The organism is Candidatus Roseilinea sp. NK_OTU-006 (genome assembly GCF_012931985.1).
Lineage (GTDB): Bacteria > Chloroflexota > Anaerolineae > J036 > Brachytrichaceae > JAAFGM01.
Genome location: NZ_JAAFGM010000024.1, coordinates 41725 through 56899, shown reverse-complemented (window position 1 = coordinate 56899; position 15175 = coordinate 41725). Strand labels below are relative to the sequence as shown.

The window sequence follows — 15175 nt, the reverse complement described above, 5'->3', positions numbered from 1 at the left end:
AAGCTGATCGCGCCGGTGGCGTTGGAGCAAGGGTCGCGGTTTGCGATCCGCGAGGGTGGATTGACGGTGGGAGCCGGCACGATCACCAAGGTGTTTGATTAGCACCCGGGCCGCTCCCGACTCCCTCGCCCCCGCGAAACTGTCTGGCGCAATCGAAGGGGGAGTCGGGAGTGGAAAAGGGTGGATAATCCTTGCTTGAAGGGCAGTAGCTCAAGAGGTAGAGCACTCGACTCCAAATCGAGCGGTTGTGGGTTCAAGTCCTGCCTGCCCTGTAACAACGATGAGCGACTAGGGGGGCCTGCTGTGGGCAGACACCCCTAAGAGTGTGATGACCTATGGCGAATCAAGACGTTGCTGAAAAGAAGTCGTCCGGCGGCTCCAGCTTGATTGAACCGATCCGTGACTATATGCGCGAGACGCTGGGCGAGCTGCGCAAGGTGCACTGGCCGACGCGCACAGAAGCACGCAACCTGACCACCGTGGTGCTGGCGGTGACCTTCGCCATGGCCGTCTTCCTCGGCCTGTTTGACTTCCTTTTTGGCCGCTTGGTCGAAGCGATTTTGCTATCCAACATCATCGCTATTGCGATTGCCATAGTCATCGTGCTTTCGATCATCGTGCTGGTCGTATTCGCCAGCCGAGATCGTCGGTGAATGAGGCGTAATACGAGATGAGTTTTGAGAATGTGAACCAGGCCGAACAGCCCGCTGGCGCATCGCAGAGCGAAGGCGGCGCAACCCCCAATGCGCCTCTGGCCGGTCAGGCATCGCCGCAGCCTGATACGGCGGACACCGAGCATCTGATCGAGCCAATCGAGGATGCCCCAAGCGTTTCTGAGGCAGAAGCTGCGCCGATCACCTCTCAGGCAGAGCTGCGGCCCATCGTGACCACGGAAGCGCCGACCGATTCGGAATCATCGGCGGCGCCGGGGATGGATGGCGGTGCTCAGGCCGAGCAACCGGATACAGCGTCCGATAGGCCGCTGGTTGAATCGCCTACATTCGCAGCGCCGCTGGGCCAACCCCAGGCGGCGTTGACCGAGCTAAGCACCGAACAATCGCCCGCGGAAGATACGTCTCAATCGCGGGCAACCCTTGTTGACGTCGCGGCCCATAGTGAAGCCGAAGAAGAAGAAATCGTCATTCGGCCGCCGAAGCGGCGTAGCAAAACTGCCAAGTCCGATAAGCCGAAGCCGCCGCGTAAATCGGCGAAAAAAGCCGAAAAGCTGCCCGATCCAGGCGACGGCACCGGTTATGAGGCCCCCTACATGCCCGAAGGCGTTGAGTCGCCCGACGAGCCGCATTGGTACGCCATCCATTGCTACTCCGGTTACGAAAATAAGGTCAAGCACAACCTGGAGCAGCGCATTGAAACGATGGGCATGGCCGACAAGATCTTTGAAGTCGTCGTGCCCACCGAAGACGAAATCGAGGTGCGCGATGGCAAGCGTCGCACGGTTGAGCGCCGCATCTTCCCCGGTTACGTCATGGTGCGTATGAAGATGAGCGAGGATTCGTGGCATGTGGTGCGCAACACCCCTGGCGTGACGCGCTTCATCGGGATGGGCAACCGGCCTCAACCGCTCAGCCCACAAGAGGTTGACCAGATCTTGCACCGTATGGAAGCGGAGGCGCCCAAGATCAAGGTCAACTTTCGCGTGGGCCAGAAAGTGCGCATCATTGACGGCCCGTTCGCCGATTTTGTGGGCTTGGTGGATAAGATAGACACCGAGCGCGCCAAAGTGACCGTGCTGGTCTCCTTCTTCGGACGCGACACACCGGTCGAGCTGGACTTTTTGCAAGTGGAAAAGATGTAGCGCTTTCACCCGCTCCGCATTGGGTGAGGGCGATACGGGTGGGAGAGCACGCGCTCGTTTGACCACAAGGAGTGAATCATGGCAAAGAAAGTCAAGTCAGTTGTCAGCATTCAGATCGAGGCGGGCAAGGCCAGCCCTGCGCCTCCTATCGGCCCGTCGCTCGCGCCGCATGGCATCAACCTGATGATGTTCTGCAAGGAATACAACGCGCGCACGGCCTCGATGGCCGGCTACATCATCCCGGCCAAAATCACCGTTTATACGGACAACTCGTTCACCTTCACGCTGGGCACGCCGCCAACTGCGCAGCTCATTCGCAAGGCGGCCGGCATCGAAAAAGGTTCAGCGATGCCGAACCGCAACAAAGTCGGCAAGATCACCCGGGCGCAGGTCAAGGAAATCGCTGAAATGAAGATGAAGGACCTGAACGCGATTGACCTGGAAGGCGCGATGAAGCAGGTGATCGGCACGGCGCGCAGCATGGGCGTGGAGGTTGTGGACTGAGGGGGCGGCATGTTTTGGCGCATGCGCCTCGGTCGCGTGGGAGAGCGCCAGCTCGTTGGAACCACAAGGAGTGATCTCGATGGCAAAAGCAGGTAAGAAGTATCTCGCGGCAGCAGCGAAAGTCGATCGGAATAAGTTGTATTCAATCAGCGAAGCGGTGCAACTCGTCAAGGACACCAGCTTCACTACGTTTGATGCGACTGTGGAGTGCCACATCCGTTTGGGCGTGGACCCGCGCCAAGCGGATCAGCAGGTGCGCGGTGTGGTTGTGCTGCCCCACGGCCTGGGCAAAACGGTGCGCATACTCGTCTTTGCGCAAGGGGAAGGCGCGCGCATTGCGCAAGAAGCCGGCGCCGACATCGTGGCCGACACCGACGAGTGGATTAAGAAGATTCAGGATGGCTTCACCGATTTTGATGTGGCGATCGCCACGCCTGACATGATGGGCAAAGTTGGCCGCTTAGGTAAAGTGCTCGGCCCGCGCGGCCTCATGCCCAACCCCAAAGCCGGCACTGTGGTGCCCCCCGACGACCTTCCGCGCGTGATCAAAGAAGCGCGCGCCGGCCGCGTTGAGTTCCGCCTGGACAAGACGGGGAACCTCCACGTACCGGTGGGCAAAGTGAGCTTCTCGCCTCAGGCGCTCAACGAAAATCTCAACGCCTTCCTTGACGCGGTGAACAAGGCGAAGCCCGCAGCAGCCAAAGGCGTTTTCATGAAGCGCATCACGCTGACTTCAACGATGGGGCCGGGCGTGCGCGTGGATCCCAACCTTGCCGCGCGCGCATCCGCATAATGCGCGCAGAGCACGGATGAGGTTGTGTGGTATAATCTGACCCCTGCGACTGCCGGTGACTACGGGCCTCCCTCGCGATGAGGGATATAAACGGCGCCCGTATAGGCAAGAGGCATAAACGAACGAGTGAGCGCGCAGGCGTCTGCCTGAAGCGCCCGAACGGAGCGTTGTGCGCCTCGGCCTGTCACCGGTCGAGGCGCAGTTCATTTTCCTTCGCTGTGAAGGACTCAAGAAGGAGGTGAAAACTTGGCGATCTCAAGAGAGAAAAAGGAGCGCATCGTCGCCAACTATGCCGAGCTGATCGGCAAGAGCCAAGCGATGATCATCACGCATTACGGCGGCTTGAAGATGCCCGAACTCGATAAGGTGCGCAGCCAGATGCGCAGCGCGCAGGCCGAGTTCCACGTCACGAAGAATACGCTGTTGAAGCGCGCGTTGAAAAGCGCCGGATACGACGTGCCCGCCGAATGGTTGACCGGCGCTACCGCTATGAGCTTTTGCTTCAAGGATCCGGCGGCCGTGGCCAAAGCCCTGAACGAGCTGACCAAGGAGTTTGAGAAGCTCGAGGTCATCGGCGGCGTGTTGAGCGGCAAGGCCATCACAAAAGAAGAAGTCGAAGCCTTGGCGTCGCTCCCTTCGCTGGACACGCTGCGCGCGCAGATCATCGGCGCCCTCTCGGCGCCGGCGTCGAACCTCGTCGGTGTGCTGAACGCAGCGATCGGCGGTGTGATGTACGCCTTGCAGGCGCGGATTGACAAGGAAACGCCCAAAGAGGCGTGAGTAGAGATTAGAGATTTTAGCGATTAGAGAGATTCGAGGAGAAACAGAAATGGCAGATTTGAACGCGATCGTCGAACAATTAAACAGCCTGACGCTGCTGGAAGCAGCTCAGTTGAAGAAGATGCTGGAAGAAAAGTGGGGCGTGACGGCTGCGGCTGCACCCGTCATGGTCGCCGGCGCCGTGCCGGCAGCCGCCGGCGCCGCGCCCGCCCCGGCTGAGGAGAAGACCGAGTTCGATGTGGTGTTTGAGGACGTCGGCCCCAAGAAGATCGAAGTGATCAAGGTCGTGCGTGCCATCACCAACCTCGGTCTGAAGGAGGCCAAGGACCTGGTCGAAGCTCCCAAGTCGGTGATTCAGACCGGCGTTTCAAAAGAGGTGGCCGAAGAGACCAAGAAGAAGCTCGAGGAAGTCGGCGCCAAGGTCATCATCCGGTGAGTGCTGCCAAGCGCAGCGCGCCGTTTGCGTCTGGGGCGAAGCACCGATCGACGAGTGCTTCGCCCCTTCGATTTGCCGCGATGTGGTCGCAAGTGACAGACGCAAGCGCATGGGACGCAGCGTTGCGCGCGCTGCCCGCGCCGCATCTGCTCCAATCGTGGGCCTGGGGCGAACTCAAGTCGCGCTGGGGATGGACGGCGGAGCGTTGGCTGCTGCGCAGCGCGGCCGGCGTTCCTCGTGCGGCCGTACAAGTGTTGACCCGCCGCATGAGCCGGCTGCCTGTCTGCGTGCTCTATGCGCCCCGCGGGCCGGTCGTCGCCGATGACGAAGCGTTCGACGCAGCGCTGGCGCTGCTCGAGCAGCGGGCGCGAGCGAAGCGCGCGATCTGGGTGAAGGCTGACGGCGATCCGCCCTCGGCCGGCGAGGGCGATGCGCTCGACCGTTGCCGGGCCTTGCTCGCCGCGCGCGGCTGGCGCTACTCGTCTACGCAGGTCCAGTTTCGCAACACGATGCACACCGACCTGCGCCGCAGCGATGAGGCGTTGCTTGCGGCAATGAAGCCGAAGACGCGCTATAACGTGCGTCTGGCGGAGAAGCGCGGCGTGCAGGTGCGCCTTGTTGCGCCGATCGGCGACGCCGACGCACGCCTGCTCTACGCGATGTATGCCGAGACCGCCCGTCGGGATGGATTTGCTATCCGCGAAGCAGCCTACTACGCCGATGTGTGGCGGACGATGAACAGCGCGGCGTTCGTTGCCGAGCGCGCAGGGCAGGCGCTGGCCGGCCTGGTGCTGCTCCGCTTCGGCGACCGCGCGTGGTATTTCTACGGCATGTCGCGCGCGGTGGGGCGTGAGCATATGCCAAACTATTTGTTGCAGTGGGTAGCGATGCGCTGGGCGCGCGACCAGGGCTGCGTCGTCTACGACTGGTGGGGTGCGCCGGACGTGCGCGACGCGCGTGATCCACTCTGGGGCGTGTATCGCTTCAAGGAAGGCTTCGGGGCGCGCTTCGTCGAGGGCCTCGGCGCGTGGGACTACATGCCGTCGCATGCGGGACGTCTCCTGGAGATGCTGCTACGCATCACTTCACGGCCGATGAGACAATAGGGCGACGCCGATCGTCACAGGTTCAACGATGCGAAAACAGTTTGTTGCTGGCAATTGGAAGATGAATAAAACGGTGCACGAGGCCTACGATCTCGCCATCGAGCTGATCACCGGCCTGCGCGCTGTGCGCGAGACCGAGGTGGCGTTGTGTCCGCCTTTCGTGGCGTTGACGGCGGTCAAGTCAGCCATTGCCAACACGATGATTCGGCTCGGCGCACAGAACATGCACGATCAAGACCGAGGCGCGTTCACCGGCGAAATCTCGCCGGTGATGCTGGCCGGCCTGGCCGACTACGTCATCCTCGGCCATTCCGAACGGCGCCAACATTTCGGCGAAAGCGACGCTTTCATCAACCGCAAAGTGCTCGCTGCGCTGCGACACGGCCTGCGGCCCATCCTGTGCATCGGCGAAACGCTGGAGCAAAACGAGCGCGGCGAGACCGAGGCGGTGCTGGCACAGCAGTTGCACGCTGCCCTGACCGGCGTCGCCGCTGAAGATGCAACGAACGTCGTCATCGCTTACGAGCCGGTGTGGGCTATCGGCACCGGCCGGGCGGCCACAGCCGACGACGCCCAGCAGCGCTGCGCCTTTGTGCGTGCCCAGCTTCGCGACTTGTTCGGGGCGCTGGCCGAGGAGATGCGCATCCAGTACGGCGGCAGCGTTACGCCGGCGAACGCGCCTGAAATCTTGCGCCAGCCCGATGTGGACGGCGCCCTGGTGGGCGGTGCGAGCCTGAAGGCCGATGACTTCATCGCCATCGTCCGGGCCGCTAAGGGAAACTTGTGAATGTGAAGTGGGCGCCCCCGCATCCCTCCCCAAGAGGCGCAGCGCCGGGGACGCCCGGCCTGGCGCACTGCACGTCATGCTCTCCGCCTTGCTCCTCTTCCTGATTGCTTTTGGCGCAGTGCTGGTGCTGGAGCGGTTCGTGCATCGGCGCTTGCAGGAAGTCTTTTTGCTGCTCACAGGGCATGTCGAGGCGGCGACGTTGCTCTACTCGCTGGTGCTGCTGCCGGGCGTGGCGCTGCACGAGATCAGCCATGCGTTGATGGCGGTCCTGCTGGGCGTGCGCGTGCGACGCCTCTCGCTGCGGCCAGAGCGGCAGCGCAACGGCGTGGTGCGCTTGGGTTACGTGGAGGTGTTGCGCAGCGATGCTTTGCGCACCAGCCTGATCGGCGCTGCGCCGTTGTTCGCCGGGCTGGGCGCGCTCCTCTTGATTGGTGCGCTGGTGTTCGACCTCGGCGCGATGCAGTCAGCATTGAGGGTCGGCAGCGCCCGCAGCATCTTGGACCCGCTGCTGGCCCTGCCGGACGCGACCGATTCGTGGCTATGGACCTACATGGTCTTTGCCATTGCCAACAGCATGATGCCGTCGTCTTCAGACACGCAGTCATGGCCGCCGGTGATTGGGTTCATGGCCGCCTGCGGCGCGGGGCTGTTGCTGATAGGCGGCGTCGGTGTCGTCTCGGCGATCGCGCCGTTTGCCCAGGATGCGGCTCGTTGGTTGACGGCCGTATTCACCCTCACGGCGTTTATTGACCTGGTGGTGATTGCGGCCCTCGCGATCCTGGCCCGGAGCATCGGCTTGTTCACCGGCCGCCGGGTGGAGTTCAAGTGACGATGCGCCGGGCTGCGCGCAGATGGACACCACGCGCTGCGCTGCCTCCTCCCGTGGAGTAGCATAGGGGCGTGAACTTCACGTCGTTCGATCAATTGCTCCGCCTGGATGCGCACGGCGTGTTGGCGACGGCGCAGGGGGCTGCGCTGCTCATCTTTGGCGATTGCGCTGATGCGCTGGCCCAACAATTGACGTTGCACCAAGCGATCGTTTGCACCCCGGCGAAGGTGCGCATGTTGTTTGGACTGCCCATTCTGACAGCGCCGTTTCCGCTCTTCGTGGGCGCGGTGATGACCGAACGCAATACGCTGCTTGATCAGATGTCGGCCTTCGCGTGGATCGAGGATAACTACATCGAGCAGCCGCGCGCCGAGGTGTTCGGCCTGACGCCGTTCGGCGAGCAGCCGGTGTTGTTCATGCGCGACTTCGACATGGACCGGCCGGTGGAGGTGTGGTTACAGGCGCCTCGGCCGATGGGCTGGGTGCGCGTGGTTGGTGCGGCGATCGCTACGTCGCATCGCGCGGTCGAGGCGCAATTGCTCCCACCGGACGAGGCGGCGCTGGCGCTGATGGCGCTCGATCTGCCGGCGGATGCGCAACCGTTCGTTGAATCGTTGGCGATGGACGTGGCGCGCGGCGTCTCGCTCAAGGCGGCGCTACGCCAGCGCCGCAAGACAACCGATCCCGCCTTGATGTATGTGTGCGATGGGTGGCGCGTGTTCTCGCGGTCGGCCGGCGTGGTGCAGCTTAATCCGCTTCAGCACTCGCCTGATCGGGTTGAGGATGTGCTCAGGCTTGCCCCGCCCCGACGTTGGTGAACGGTTAGAGTAAATCGCGAAGGCCGCCGGTATGCGCTCGCAGTAATCGTCGGAGGCGCGCCACGTCGGCGTCGCTGATGGGCGGCAAGCAAGCGAAGAACGCACGCTCGATGGGAGTCAGTTCGGAAGGGGGGGACGCCAGCCTGAATACATGCGGCGCTGTGATCAGGCTGCCTGTGCCACACCGATGGCACTGTACGGCGAGCGTGATCCGCTCGCAGCGTTGGCGGACCAGATGGATGGCGGATGGTTCGTAGGGTGAGCCACAAAGGGGACAGGTCAGGTCTCCCGCGAGTAGTTCGATGATTTGAGCATCGCTGTCCGTTTCGAGTTCCAGATCGAGCCACTCGTCGCGGTTGTAGTCCACCTATCCCCTCCTTTTAGGTTCTCAGCCGGCCGGCTCTGCCTTTTCGGCCTCCGGCGTCACTTCCGGTGTTGCTGGTTCGGTCGGCGCAGATGGGTTCGTTGCTGCGTCGGCGATGCCCTCTTGTTGCACAACGACGGTGACGGCTGGCGCGGCTTCCGCGCTCAAGCGCACCGGCACGGTATAGGTGCCGACTTCGCGGATCGGCTCGCGCAGCATGACCTTGCGCTTGTCGAAGGGGGTGCCGAGGTTCGTTGCGATCGCATCGGCGATCTGCGCCGATGTGATCGAGCCATAGAGCTTGCCTTTCTCGCCGACGCGGACGTTGAAGGTGAGCGTCATCTTGGAGAGCACCTGGGCGAGCGCTTCGACATCCGCCTTTTCGCGCGCGCGCTTCTCGATGGCGGCTTGCTTGATGCGCTCGGCGCGCTTGACCGCCGTCGGCGTTGCCAGCACGGCTAATCTGCGCGGCAGCAAGTAGTTGCGACCGTAGCCGTCGGCGACGGTTTTCACTTCGCCGGCTAGGCCGAGGTTATACACATCCTGCAGAAGTAAGACTTTCATCTCGTTTCTGGGTTTGCCGGTTACATCTAGCTCTGAATGACAAACGGCGCGATTATAACCGCATTTCATTCCCGGCGGGGCGTCTTTCTGCATGGGCGGGCAAGGGGGGCGCCGGTGTTGCCAAACCCTGCCGCCTATGACACCCCCATCTCATCCCTTCACGCTGCCCGCCGTCAACCCCTCGACTAGGAAGCGTTGGGCGAAGATGTAGAAGCCGACGACCGGGATGGACATGATGAGCGAGGCGGCCATCAATTGACCGTATGGATACAGATCGGCGAAGACCAGCTTTTGCAAACCGACCGGCAGCGTGATCAGCTTTTCGCTGGTCAGGAAGATGAAGGCGTACAGGAACTCGTTCCACGCGTTGGTGAAGGCGATCAGCGTGACGGCGAGCAGCGCCGGCACCGCCAGCGGCAGCGTGATGCGCCAGAATGCGCCGAAGCGGTTCGCCCCGTCAATCATCGCCGCCTCCTCCAAGTCTTCGGGGATCGAGCGGTAGTAGCCCATCATCACCCACGTGGCGAACGGCATCAGGAAGGTCGGATACGTGAGGATCAGGGCCATGTGCGTGTTGATCGCGCCCAGGCCGGTTAGGATGCGATACATCGGGATGAACATCAGCGAGCCGGGCAGCAGATAGGTGATCAACAGCACGGTGGTCAGTGCGCCGGCGCTGCGGAACTTCAACCTCGCCAGCGCGTAGCCGCCTAGGGCGGCGAAGAACACCGATAGCACCGTGGTGACGAGCGCGATCGTGACCGTGTTGCGGAACCAGAGCACATACTGCGTCCTGTTCAACAGCGTATCGAACTGGGTCAGCACCCACGGGTCGGGCCAGAAGAGTGATACGCGCTGCTGGATCTGTAGATCGCTCTTGAACGCGGTGATGATGACGAAGTAGAACGGGAACAGGACGAAGCACAGGAACGGCGAGAGCGCGAGCAGCCGAAATGCGACGCCGAGCTGCGCGCGCGTCGCGGACGATAGGTTGCGATTGGTCAGCAGACTCAGCCCATATCCTGCGATGCCGATCACGACAGCTGCGGCCACCGCTGCCAGCACGCGCACCATCCCCTCCACCGGATCGCCGCTGCTGAGCGCGGCGAGGATGATGAGCGGCGTCACACCGGCAAGGATCAGCCAGGGTATCGCGCGCGTGGAGAGAAAGGCCGCAAACCGGCCGAACGCAAACAGCACGGCGCAGATTACGGCGGTGATCAAACCGCAAATAAGCAGGCCGGCGATCCCGGCGGTGCTCAGCGTCGCTGCGGCAGCGACGACGATCGCTGCGCCGGCGATGGCCCAAGGCAGCGCGCGCCCAACTGCCTTCAGCCCAGGGTTGCTTGTCTCGCGCGGCGCGCTGCGATCCACGCCTTGACGCATGAAGCGCGCCAGCAAGAAGATGAAGATCGCCAAGAACGGCGCCGTCATGAGCGACACGGCTGCGCCCGGGCCGAAGCGGTTTTGCAACAGCGCCCGCTCGTAGGCCAGGATGGAATACACGCGCGTCTCGCCGCCGGGGCCGCCGCCGGTCATCAGGTAGATCAACCCGAAGGTGTTAAACGTGCTGATGGTCGAGAGCAGTACCGTCACGGCGATCACGTAGCGCAGGCCGGGCAGCGTAATGTTGAAGAAGCGCTGCACGCCGTTCGCGCCGTCCACTTCTGAGGCTTCGTAGAGCTCTCTGTCAATCGCTTTCAGGCCGGCGAGCAGCAACATGGTGAAGAACGGGATGCCCTTCCAAATGTTGACCGCGATCACGCTGGCGAGCGCTAAACCCGGCTCGGACAGCCAGCCGATGTCGCGGTTGATGATGCCTAAGCTCCTGAGCAGAGGATTCAATGTGCCGAATAGCGGATCGAAGATACCGCGCCAGGTGAGCGCGGTCACGACCTCCGGCACGATCCAGGGCAGGAGCATGATGCCGGAGAGCACGTTGCGGAACGGCAGCTTGCTGTTCAGCAGCGAGGCGATGATCAGGCCCACCACCAATTTGGCGGCCACCGAAATCACCGTGAAGCGGATTGTGTTGCTGATCGAACCGGTGAATTGGGCGTCGGTCAGCAAGCGCCGATAGTTTTCCAGCCCGACGAATACTTCTTGGCGGTTGATTGTGCGGACGAACATGCTCATGTAGACCGCGTTGAGGAATGGATAGAGGATCAACCCTGCCATCAGGATGATCATCGGCGCGACGAACAACGCGGCGATCTTCCAATCCTTGCCCAGCCACCGCTCCAGCCGCTTATTCAGGCTGATCGCTAGGGGTTGCGCCAGCCGGGTCGGCGCGGTCATCTGTTGAGCCATGTCTTCCTCCGCTCCTGGTCCGACTCCCGACTCACCACTTCCCTCAGGAGTCGGAACGAGGGAGTGGTAAGTCGGGAGTGGGATGGGATGCACTAACTCTGTGGCAGACCCTTTTCTTCGAAGATGGCGATGCCCTTCTCGGTGGCGTCTTTGACGGCTTCGGCGGCGGTCATCTTGCCGGTGATGACATTGGCCATCATCTCGCTCAGGAAGCCGGTGGCGAACCAGGCGTCGGTCGCGGCGTTCGGCTGCGCCGGATACGAGAAGCCGGTGTAGTCGGTCGGGTTGAACATGATCTCCTTGAGCGTGGGGAAGGCCGGCTCGAGCTTAAGCAGATCGTCGGTCCAATTGTTCTTGTAGGCCGGCATGAACAACCCACCGCCCAATCCCGACAGCGGCGTGAACTGCGCTGGGTCAATGAAGTGCAAAATGATTTGTTTAGCGACATCGCGGTTCTTGACACCTTTGAAGATGGTGTACCACTGTGCGCCGCCGGTGCCGAGCTCGATTGAGCCGTCGTTGGTCAGCGGGAAGCGCACCACCGCAGTGTTCGGATAAACCGGGTTGTTGTCGCGCTTGGCTGCAGCATAGACGCTGAAGGCGTTCTGAGTCATGGCGATCTTGCCGGCCAGATATGCCTCGTTGTTGCTCGGATCGGTCCAGCTCTCCACGCCAGGTGGCAGGATGGGCTTGTATTTCTCGTCGGTGTAGATGGTAGCCAGCCACTCCACGCCGGCGATGGTCTCCGGCGAGTTGAAGGTGATCTTGGTGCCGGTCTCGTCTACCGCGCGGCCGCCGAAGGCCTGGAACGCCGTCTGGATCAAGCCGTGGCCGTCACCGCTCTTATTCACCGTCAATCCCCAGCCATACATTTCTTTGGCCGGATCGGACATCTTCACGGCTGCATCGAGACGGTCCTGCAACTTCGGCAGTTGCTTTACGTCCACGCCGACCGCTTCGGCGACGTCGCGTCGCACAAACCACGCGCCGGCGGTCGTGATGAATGGCACCGACCACCACTTCTCGTCGAAGCGCGCGTTGCGCGGCACGCTGGCCGGCACGATTTCGCCGTACTTGCCGACCAGTTCATCCACGATGTCTGTAACGTCCTCGACGATGTCCGAGTCGTACATCACGGACACGCTGTTGCCGTGGTAAGCAAGGTCAGGCGGGTTGCCCGCGGCTACCGCCGCCTGCATCTTGGCGATGAAGTCGCCGAACACTTCGGGGTTGACGGTGGAGACATCCGGCGTGTAGCCCAGGCTGGTGATGAATTCCTCAGTCTGCTTCTTCAGCGCTTCTTCCAGCGCCTTAAAGTATTCCTGGCGATGCAGTACTTGAATCGTGCCGCCGGCCGGAGCTGCTGGCGCTTCAGTGGGCGCGGGGGCTTCAGTCGCACTCGGCGCTGCTGGCTGGGCTGGAGCGACTGGCGCAGCGCAGGCAGCAAGGGCTGCGCCGGCTCCGGCGAGTGCGGACAGGCGAAGTAATTGGCGTCGGGTGAGTTTGGTCTCCTTCTTCACTTTGATATCCTCCTGAAACTAGATGATGAGCTTTGCGCTTTGAAGGTCTCGTCGAGTGCATCCACGTCTGGTTCTATTGCGCACTGATGACCCTGGTGAGGTTGAAATGCGATAGCTTCTCCGTCTGGATATGCTCGGCGAGTTAAGATGAAGCGATCACCTCCTTAGACCTTGAAGGATGAATGTAGTGTAGAAGGATAAGCCCAATCGTGCAAATGCGCGTCTCATCGGTCTGACCATTCGGCGGTTTAGTTCGACTTGCGTCCGAGGACCAGCAGGCCACCGCCGCAGTCGGCAACACGGGCATCGTAATATGGGCGGAGTTTGGCGATAAGCTGGTTGTATACAAGCCGAGCCATCAATGGCTGATAGCCCAGTGGTCGTAGGCGCGGGGAAGCCAGCAGGTTGAAGAGCGAGCGTCGCCCGATGCCGTAGGCGCGGTTCATGCGATCCCACTGTTGCTCAGCTTCCGGCGAGACGTAGTAGCGCACCTCGATGAGTTTGACGTTCACCGTGGCGAGGAGCACGCGCCACTCGTCGGCGGTATGGTAATGGTAGTGCGCGAAGCGTTGATCCACATCCCGGGCATAGCGCGCGGCGGCTTCCTTTGTCGGCGCGGTGCGCACGCCGTCCAGCAACTCACGAAAGCGGTCGCTCGGCACAGTCAACACCAGCAGGCCGCCGGGCCGCAGCACACGCGCCAGCTCCGGCAACACCTGTTGTGGATCGGGGATGTGTTCGATCACCGAGTTGCTATACACCGTGCCGAAGGCGCCATCGCGATAGGGTAAGTGATGCCCATCGGCGAACTGCACGCCATGGCAATACACGCCGCTGTCGCGCGCGGCCGGCAATTCCCCTTTGGCGATGTCGCAGCCGTAGATGCCGTCTTGCTTGCCGAAGATCGCTTCGGTGAAAAGGCCGTCGCCGCAGCCGAAGTCGAGCATGGGCGCCGGAAAGTCGAGCGCGCTCAGCGCCCGGGCCTCGATGGCGCGCCACAGGGCAACCGGCGGCGCAAACCAATAGCGTCGTAGGAGGTGGGAGAGGAAATCCCTGTCACGATGGACGTATAGGGTGTCGGGCATTGGGGGGATTATAGGTTTGAGACTTGAGATTGGAGATTGCTAGTTGCCAAATTGGATTAGGATTGGGCAGAACGGATCGAAAGGTTGGCAATCCGAAATCCACGATCGCAAATCGAAATGATTTTCCTCAAACTCGGCGGTTCCCTGATCACCGACAAGACTCAGGCCAACACTCCTCGCCTGGATGTGATTCGCCGCTTGGCTAAAGAGATTGGAGATTGGAGATTGGAGATGATGCACCGCCAATCTCCGATCTCCGCTCTCTCACTGCTTCTGGGTCATGGCAGCGGGTCGTTCGGTCATGCGGCGGCGAAGCGATATGGCACGCGCGCCGGTGTGCGCGATGCAGAGGGCTGGCGTGGCTTCGCCGAGGTGTCGGTGGCCGCAGCCCGCTTGAACCGCATCGTGGCCGACGCGTTGCACGAAGCCGGCGTGCCGGTGATCAGCTTTTGTCCCTCGGCCAGCGCGCGCTGCGTGGACGGACGGCTGGTCTACCTCGACGTTGCGCCGATCCGGGCGGCGCTCGATCACGGTATCGTCCCGCTGGTGATGGGGGACGTGGCGTTCGACGATAGGCGCGGCGGGACGATCGTCTCGACCGAGGAAGTATTTGCCTATCTCGCCCATGTTCTATCGGTGACGCAGGTGCTGTTGGCCGGTGAAACCGCAGGCGTGTATCGAGGTTTTGAGCCGCAGAGTCGCGGAGATATGAATCGGTTTGACATCATTCCGCGCATCACACCGCTGAACTGGGATGAGATTCGCGGTGGCGTGGGTGGCTCGCACGGGGCAGACGTGACCGGCGGCATGGCAAGCAAGGTGCACGATATGCTCGCGCTCGTTACGGCGCATCCGACGGTGACGGTGCGCATCTTCTCCGGCTTGATCGAAGGCAACGTCGCGCGCGCGCTACGCGGCGAGCCCATCGGCACAGAAATCATCGCAACGGATGATGCCCGGCTGGTCGGGCCGGGTGCGCCGGTGAACGTTTAGCCTGCGCACGGTGCAGTCGTTCGCGCTGAGGTGGCTGCGCCGGCTGATTCGAAGAATTTGAACTGCATGTGGCCCACGCGAATTACGTCGCCATCCTTCAGCCGGCTGCGCATCACCGGCCGGTCGTTGACGAACGTGCCGTTGCGACTGAGGTTATCCTCGATCCACCAAGCCTGATCTTCGGCACGCCAGAGCACCTGAGCGTGTCGCGCGCTGGCAAATTCGTCGTCAGTGTGCACCAAACAGTTCGGATCGCGTCCGATCCATGCCGCCCAGCGGATGGCATAGCAGTGTCCCGAAGCGGAGTCCGCTTCGTTACCTGTTAGCCGTTGCAGCCAGGATGTGGGGACGGGAGGCGCAGGCGCCGAATTGCGTTCTTGCAGCAGCGTCCATAGTAACGCGCCGAGGAAGGCGTACAACGCGACGACGATCAGGATGCGCAGGGCGAACAATACGCCGTCCATATGCGG

The 15175-nt window shown here is 62.1% G+C and carries 18 protein-coding genes and 1 tRNA gene; 13 read left to right on the top strand and 6 right to left on the bottom strand.

Going from position 1 to position 15175, the window contains the following annotated elements; all coding sequences use genetic code 11:
• From GXH28_RS11915 to GXH28_RS11860, 12 genes are all read left to right on the top strand, one after another.
• A partial coding sequence (locus tag GXH28_RS11915) for an EF-Tu C-terminal domain-related protein (RefSeq protein ID WP_169239251.1) occupies positions 1-102 on the top strand: 102 nt, incomplete at its 5' end.
• A gap of 97 nt (positions 103-199) precedes the next feature.
• A tRNA-Trp gene (locus tag GXH28_RS11910) sits at positions 200-272 on the top strand.
• A 63-nt stretch (positions 273-335) separates the two neighbouring features.
• Positions 336-653, top strand: coding sequence for a preprotein translocase subunit SecE (gene secE / locus GXH28_RS11905; protein ID WP_169239250.1), 318 nt, complete (start codon positions 336-338; stop codon positions 651-653).
• 17 nt (positions 654-670) lie between these two features.
• Entirely contained in the window at positions 671-1816 is a 1146-nt protein-coding gene (gene nusG, locus GXH28_RS16975) for a transcription termination/antitermination protein NusG (RefSeq protein WP_445082655.1), read from the top strand.
• 78 nt (positions 1817-1894) lie between these two features.
• Positions 1895-2320: a 50S ribosomal protein L11 gene (gene rplK, locus GXH28_RS11895; protein ID WP_169239249.1), complete on the top strand. Its 426-nt coding sequence runs from the start codon at positions 1895-1897 to the stop codon at positions 2318-2320.
• A 79-nt stretch (positions 2321-2399) separates the two neighbouring features.
• The gene (gene rplA / locus GXH28_RS11890; protein WP_169239248.1) at positions 2400-3113 is read left to right on the top strand and encodes a 50S ribosomal protein L1; all 714 of its coding nucleotides are present in this window, start codon (positions 2400-2402) and stop codon (positions 3111-3113) included.
• Positions 3114-3359: 246 nt separating this feature from the next.
• The gene (rplJ, locus tag GXH28_RS11885; RefSeq protein WP_169239247.1) at positions 3360-3893 is read left to right on the top strand and encodes a 50S ribosomal protein L10; all 534 of its coding nucleotides are present in this window, start codon (positions 3360-3362) and stop codon (positions 3891-3893) included.
• Between the two features lie 49 nt (positions 3894-3942).
• On the top strand, positions 3943-4329 hold the full coding sequence (gene rplL / locus GXH28_RS11880) for a 50S ribosomal protein L7/L12 (protein ID WP_169239246.1): 387 nt from the start codon (positions 3943-3945) through the stop codon (positions 4327-4329).
• Between the two features lie 80 nt (positions 4330-4409).
• Positions 4410-5435, top strand: coding sequence for a lipid II:glycine glycyltransferase FemX (locus GXH28_RS11875; protein ID WP_169239245.1), 1026 nt, complete (start codon positions 4410-4412; stop codon positions 5433-5435).
• Positions 5436-5463: 28 nt separating this feature from the next.
• Positions 5464-6222 carry a triose-phosphate isomerase gene (gene tpiA, locus GXH28_RS11870; protein WP_169239244.1) on the top strand — a complete coding sequence of 253 codons (759 nt, stop codon included), beginning with the start codon at positions 5464-5466 and terminating at the stop codon, positions 6220-6222.
• Between the two features lie 76 nt (positions 6223-6298).
• Positions 6299-7051 carry a hypothetical protein gene (locus tag GXH28_RS11865; protein WP_169239243.1) on the top strand — a complete coding sequence of 251 codons (753 nt, stop codon included), beginning with the start codon at positions 6299-6301 and terminating at the stop codon, positions 7049-7051.
• A gap of 71 nt (positions 7052-7122) precedes the next feature.
• Positions 7123-7869, top strand: coding sequence for a hypothetical protein (locus GXH28_RS11860; RefSeq protein ID WP_169239242.1), 747 nt, complete (start codon positions 7123-7125; stop codon positions 7867-7869).
• Between the two features lie 4 nt (positions 7870-7873).
• On the opposite strand, the gene GXH28_RS11855 is transcribed toward GXH28_RS11860, so the two are convergent.
• The 5 genes from GXH28_RS11855 to GXH28_RS11835 form a co-directional block, all read right to left on the bottom strand.
• Positions 7874-8236: a hypothetical protein gene (locus GXH28_RS11855; RefSeq protein ID WP_169239241.1), complete on the bottom strand. Its 363-nt coding sequence runs from the start codon at positions 8234-8236 to the stop codon at positions 7874-7876.
• Between the two features lie 21 nt (positions 8237-8257).
• Complete coding sequence (rplI, locus tag GXH28_RS11850; protein WP_169239240.1) at positions 8258-8797, bottom strand: 50S ribosomal protein L9; 540 nt, start codon at positions 8795-8797, stop codon at positions 8258-8260.
• Positions 8798-8947: 150 nt separating this feature from the next.
• Positions 8948-11107, bottom strand: a complete 2160-nt coding sequence (locus GXH28_RS11845) for an ABC transporter permease (RefSeq protein WP_169239239.1) — start codon at positions 11105-11107, stop codon at positions 8948-8950.
• Positions 11108-11199: 92 nt separating this feature from the next.
• Positions 11200-12627 carry an ABC transporter substrate-binding protein gene (locus tag GXH28_RS11840; protein WP_169239238.1) on the bottom strand — a complete coding sequence of 476 codons (1428 nt, stop codon included), beginning with the start codon at positions 12625-12627 and terminating at the stop codon, positions 11200-11202.
• 248 nt (positions 12628-12875) lie between these two features.
• A complete protein-coding gene (locus GXH28_RS11835) occupies positions 12876-13712 on the bottom strand; it encodes a class I SAM-dependent methyltransferase (protein WP_169239237.1) in 837 nt (278 codons plus the stop codon).
• Between the two features lie 117 nt (positions 13713-13829).
• Between GXH28_RS11835 and GXH28_RS11830 the strand changes: the two genes are divergently transcribed.
• Positions 13830-14705 (top strand): isopentenyl phosphate kinase, encoded by an 876-nt coding sequence (locus tag GXH28_RS11830; protein WP_169239236.1) that lies wholly within the window; start codon positions 13830-13832, stop codon positions 14703-14705.
• Here GXH28_RS11830 and GXH28_RS11825 read toward each other — a convergent pair.
• Positions 14702-15169 (bottom strand): FHA domain-containing protein, encoded by a 468-nt coding sequence (locus GXH28_RS11825; protein WP_169239235.1) that lies wholly within the window; start codon positions 15167-15169, stop codon positions 14702-14704. The genes GXH28_RS11830 and GXH28_RS11825 overlap by 4 nt on opposite strands.
• Positions 15170-15175: the final 6 nt, after the last annotated feature.

Excerpts from the sequence above, each read along its gene's own strand:
- secE (WP_169239250.1), top strand. The coding sequence starts at position 336 with ATGGCGAATCAAGACGTTGCTGAAAAGAAGTCGTCCGGCGGCTCCAGC.
- nusG (WP_445082655.1), top strand. The coding sequence starts at position 671 with ATGAGTTTTGAGAATGTGAACCAGGCCGAACAGCCCGCTGGCGCATCG.
- rplK (WP_169239249.1), top strand. The coding sequence starts at position 1,895 with ATGGCAAAGAAAGTCAAGTCAGTTGTCAGCATTCAGATCGAGGCGGGC.
- rplA (WP_169239248.1), top strand. The coding sequence starts at position 2,400 with ATGGCAAAAGCAGGTAAGAAGTATCTCGCGGCAGCAGCGAAAGTCGAT.
- rplL (WP_169239246.1), top strand. The coding sequence starts at position 3,943 with ATGGCAGATTTGAACGCGATCGTCGAACAATTAAACAGCCTGACGCTG.
- GXH28_RS11875 (WP_169239245.1), top strand. The coding sequence starts at position 4,410 with ATGTGGTCGCAAGTGACAGACGCAAGCGCATGGGACGCAGCGTTGCGC.
- tpiA (WP_169239244.1), top strand. The coding sequence starts at position 5,464 with ATGCGAAAACAGTTTGTTGCTGGCAATTGGAAGATGAATAAAACGGTG.
- GXH28_RS11865 (WP_169239243.1), top strand. The coding sequence starts at position 6,299 with ATGCTCTCCGCCTTGCTCCTCTTCCTGATTGCTTTTGGCGCAGTGCTG.
- rplI (WP_169239240.1), bottom strand. The coding sequence starts at position 8,797 with ATGAAAGTCTTACTTCTGCAGGATGTGTATAACCTCGGCCTAGCCGGC.
- GXH28_RS11845 (WP_169239239.1), bottom strand. The coding sequence starts at position 11,107 with ATGGCTCAACAGATGACCGCGCCGACCCGGCTGGCGCAACCCCTAGCG.
- GXH28_RS11835 (WP_169239237.1), bottom strand. The coding sequence starts at position 13,712 with ATGCCCGACACCCTATACGTCCATCGTGACAGGGATTTCCTCTCCCAC.
- GXH28_RS11830 (WP_169239236.1), top strand. The coding sequence starts at position 13,830 with ATGATTTTCCTCAAACTCGGCGGTTCCCTGATCACCGACAAGACTCAG.
- GXH28_RS11825 (WP_169239235.1), bottom strand. The coding sequence starts at position 15,169 with ATGGACGGCGTATTGTTCGCCCTGCGCATCCTGATCGTCGTCGCGTTG.